The sequence below is a fragment of the Acidithiobacillus sp. TH-A36 genome (assembly GCF_057473445.1).
On record NZ_JBYCKP010000534.1, the window covers coordinates 1 to 4,384 of the forward strand.

Annotated in this window: 3 protein-coding genes; all 3 read left to right on the top strand. The window is 51.6% G+C overall.

Annotated features, from left to right (window positions below; genetic code table 11):
• Positions 1-79 precede the first annotated feature (79 nt).
• Positions 80-625: a Fic family protein gene (locus AC2VLY_RS13595; RefSeq protein ID WP_486894034.1), complete on the top strand. Its 546-nt coding sequence runs from the start codon at positions 80-82 to the stop codon at positions 623-625.
• Positions 622-3,720 carry a type I restriction endonuclease subunit R gene (locus tag AC2VLY_RS13600; protein ID WP_486894032.1) on the top strand — a complete coding sequence of 1,033 codons (3,099 nt, stop codon included), beginning with the start codon at positions 622-624 and terminating at the stop codon, positions 3,718-3,720. The genes AC2VLY_RS13595 and AC2VLY_RS13600 overlap by 4 nt, the downstream gene beginning before the upstream one ends.
• 50 nt (positions 3,721-3,770) lie before the next feature.
• Positions 3,771-4,384 (top strand): FAD-dependent oxidoreductase (locus tag AC2VLY_RS13605; protein WP_486922457.1); only part of this gene is annotated, 614 nt, incomplete at its 3' end.

Here is a 4,384-nt window from a genome sequence, read left to right on the forward strand (position 1 = left end):
GTCGCGGAAAGCGAGCCAGCGCAAAAATCGCTGATGATTCGCCTGATCGAGCATTTTATTTTGCTGAAAGAGGACGGCAATGCCTTATAAACCGCCCCTTTCCATTACCAGCGAAATCCTGAATCTGGTAGCAGAGATCAGCCAGCAAGTAGGGCGGCTGGACGCCAGTGCGTTAAATGCCAATGACCGTATGGGGCGCTTGTGGCAAACCTTAATTTTGTCTCGGTGGCACCCGCTGTTTTTGTCGTTACCCTTGGAAAGCGTGATTAAAGATCATCAACAGACGTATTACCAGGCACTTGAACAGGGTGACGAGCAAGCCGATAGTACGCCGTTTATTCGCTTCATGTTGTCGATAATTGCCCGGACGCTAACCCAAAACGCCTCTGTAAGTGCCCCTGCAAACGCCCCTGTAAATCCGGAGCGTGATGTACGTGGACTCAAAATCCCCGAAGCGATTCTGGTGTTACTGGCGTATAACCCGCAGCGGACACGCCAGCAGCTCGCCGAACTGATGGGCAAAGACCTACGCACCATTGGCCGGGCTTTAGCCAAATTACAGCAGGCGGGAAAAATTAATCGCGTCGGTTCCGATAAAACCGGCCATTGGGAGGTACAGCCGTGACAGACTACAAAACCATTGCCGAATCCAACAACTTCATTGTTCTGGATCAATACAACCGGGACTGGAAGGTGGCCGATAGCTACCAGAGCGAAGGGGACCTGGAACGCGAACTGCTTCAGGATTTGACGAATCAGGGCTATGAATACCTGCCCGGTCTGAATCATCCCGAGGCAATGCTCGCCAATCTGCGCGTGCAGATGCAGGCACTAAATAACCTGGAGTTTCTGGAGGGTGAATGGTTGCGTTTTGTGGAAACCTGGCTGGACAAACCCAGCGACAGCATCGTGGACAAAACCCGCAAAATTCACGATGACTATATTCACGATTTTGTGTTTGATGATGGCCATATTCAGAATATTTACCTGCTGGATAAAAAGAATATCGCCCGCAACAAGGTACAGGTCATCAATCAGTTTGAGCAATCCGGCAGCCACGCCAACCGCTACGATGTGACCATTCTGGTCAACGGCCTGCCGCTGGTACAGGTAGAGCTGAAAAAGCGCGGAGTGGCCATCCGCGAGGCCTTTAATCAGGTGCATCGCTACAGCAAGGAGAGTTTTAACAGTGAACATTCCCTGTTCAAGTATCTGCAACTCTTTGTGATTTCCAACGGTACGGACACCCGCTACTTTGCCAACACCACCCAGCGCAATAAAAACAGCTTCGATTTCACCATGAACTGGGCAAAGGCGGATAACAGTCTGATCAAAGACCTGAAGGACTTTACGGCTACTTTCTTTCAGAAAAACACCCTGTTGCATGTGCTCCTGCATTATTCGGTATTTGATGTAAACAATACCCTGCTGGTGATGCGCCCTTACCAGATTGCCGCCACCGAACGCATCATGTGGAAAATCAACAGCGCGTATCAGGCGAAAAACTGGCGCAGCACGGAAAGTGGCGGTTATGTCTGGCATACCACCGGTTCCGGCAAAACCCTGACCAGTTTCAAGGCGGCGCGTCTGGCCACCGGGCTGGACTTTATCGACAAGGTATTTTTTGTGGTGGACCGCAAGGATCTGGATTATCAGACCATGAAGGAATATCAGCGTTTTTCGCCCGATAGCGTCAATGGCTCGGATAGCACCGCCGTACTCAAACGCAATCTGGATAAAAATGATAACAAAATCATCGTCACCACCATCCAGAAGCTCAACCGGCTGATCAAAAGCGAAAATGACCTGCCGGTGTATAACCAGCAGGTGGTGTTTATTTTTGATGAATGCCATCGCAGCCAGTTTGGCGAAGCCCAGAAAAACCTGAAAAAACGCTTCAGAAAGTTCTATCAGTTCGGTTTTACCGGCACCCCCATTTTTCCGCAAAACGCCCTGGGAGCCGATACCACGGCCAGCGTATTTGGCCGCGAACTGCATGCCTATGTGATTACCGATGCTATCCGCGACGAAAAAGTGCTGAAGTTCAAGGTGGACTACAACGATGTCCGTCCTCAGTTCAAGGCGCTGGAAGCCGAGCAGGATGCGAAAAAACTCAGTGCCGCCGAAAATCGCCAGGCCTTGTTGCATCCCGACCGTATCCGCGAAATTACCCAGTACATTTTGAATAACTTCCGGCAAAAAACCCATCGTTTGCAGGCCGGTGGTAAAGGCTTTAACGCCATGCTGGCCGTCAGCAGCGTAGAAGCCGCCAAGTGGTATTATGAGTCCTTCAAAACCGTGCAAAAAGACCGCGAAAAACCCTTGAAGGTCGCCACCATTTTCTCCTTTGCGGCCAACGAAGAACAAGATGCCGTGGGCGATATTATTGATGAAAGCTTTGATGTTTCAGCCATGAACAGCAGTGCCAAGGAGTTTTTGGCGGCAGCAATTGCCGACTATAACGCACTGTTCAAAACCAGCTTCAGATTGGATAGCGACGGTTTTCAGAACTACTACCGCGATTTGGCCAAGCAAATGAAGGCCGGGGAAGTTGATCTGCTGATTGTGGTGGGCATGTTTCTGACCGGTTTTGATGCGCCGACGCTCAACACCTTGTTTGTCGACAAAAACCTGCGTTATCACGGCTTGATTCAGGCTTACTCACGCACCAACCGCATTTATGATGCGACCAAAACCTTTGGCAATATCATCACGTTCCGCAATCTCGAACAGGCGACTATCGACGCCATCACGCTGTTTGGGGACAAAAACACCAAAAATGTCGTGCTCGAAAAAAGCTTCAGGGAGTACATGGAAGGCTTTACCGATGTGGTCACTGGCGAAGCGCGGCGCGGCTTTGTGGATGTGGTGAAAGAACTGGAGCAGCGTTTTCCTGATCCTGCTGCCATTGAAAAAGAATCGGATAAAAAAGCCTTTGTGAAGTTGTTTGGCGAATTTTTGCGCGTGGAAAATGTGCTGCAAAACTTTGATGAATTCGCCAGCCTGAAAGCTTTGCAAAATGTCGATATGGATGACCCCGCAGCCTTAGAAGCCTTCAAGGCCAAGTATTATGTGACTGATGAGGAGTTGCCTGCGTTGCAGGCTGTTCAAATCCCATCCGAACGCAAAACCCAGGACTACCGTTCTACCTACAATGATGTGCGCGATTGGTTGCGGCGGGAAAAATCCGCTTCGGAAAAAGCAGAGTCCAGCATCGATTGGGATGACGTGGTGTTTGAGGTAGATTTGCTCAAATCTCAGGAAATCAATCTGGATTACATTCTCGAGCTGATTTTTGAGAACAACAAAAAAATCAAAGACAAGGTGGCCCTGGTGGAAGATGTGCGCCGGGTGATCCGTGCCAGCCTCGGGAATCGTGCCAAAGAAACGCTCCTGGTGGATTTCATCAATCAAACCGATCTGGATCAGCTTGGTGACAAAACCAGCCTGATTGAGGCCTTTTTTACCTTTGCCCAGGGCGAACAGCGGCGCGAAGCCGATGCGCTTATCGCTGACGAAAACCTGAATGTCGAAGCCGCGCGCCGCTATATCAGCGTTTCCCTGAAACGGGAGTTTGCCAGCGATAATGGCACCGAGCTCAATGCCCTGCTCCCCAAAATGAGCCCACTGAATCCTCAGTACCTGAGTAAAAAGCAGAGTGTGTTCCAGAAAATCGCAGCCTTTGTCGAGAAGTTCAAAGGCGTGGGCGGACAGGTTTAACACTTTTTTGGATATTGCAAAAACCACCCCCGGGCGCGGATAATCAGCGGATGCAAAACGAATTTGATGTCATTGTTGTCGGTGGAGGTCATGCTGGCACCGAGGCTGCCGCTGCCGCAGCCCGTTTGGGTGTGCGCACCCTGCTCCTGACCCAGAATCTCGATACCATTGGGCAGATGTCCTGTAATCCGGCCATTGGCGGTATTGGCAAAGGGCATCTGGTCAAGGAAATCGACGCTTTGGGGGGCATCATGGCCCTGGCCATTGATCAGGCGGGCATCCAGTTTCGGACCCTGAACGCCAGCAAAGGGCCGGCGGTGCGGGCGACCCGCGCTCAAGCCGACCGGAGTTTGTATAAACGCGCAGTGCGTCGTCTTCTCGAAAACCTTCCCAATTTGCAATTGTTTCAGGGCATGGCCGGCGATTTGTTAATGGAAAATGATCGGCTGGCGGGTGTGCGCACGGAAACCGGCCTGGAGCTGCGTGCGGGTCAGGTGATTTTGACCACCGGGACTTTTCTCGGCGGGCGCGTGCACATGGGAGACCAGAATTATGCGGCCGGACGGGCAGGCGATCCGCCATCCAACGCCCTGTCCCTGCGCCTGCGGGAAATGGCTTTTCCGGTTGCCCGTCTGAAAACCGGCACGCCGCCCCGCATTGATGG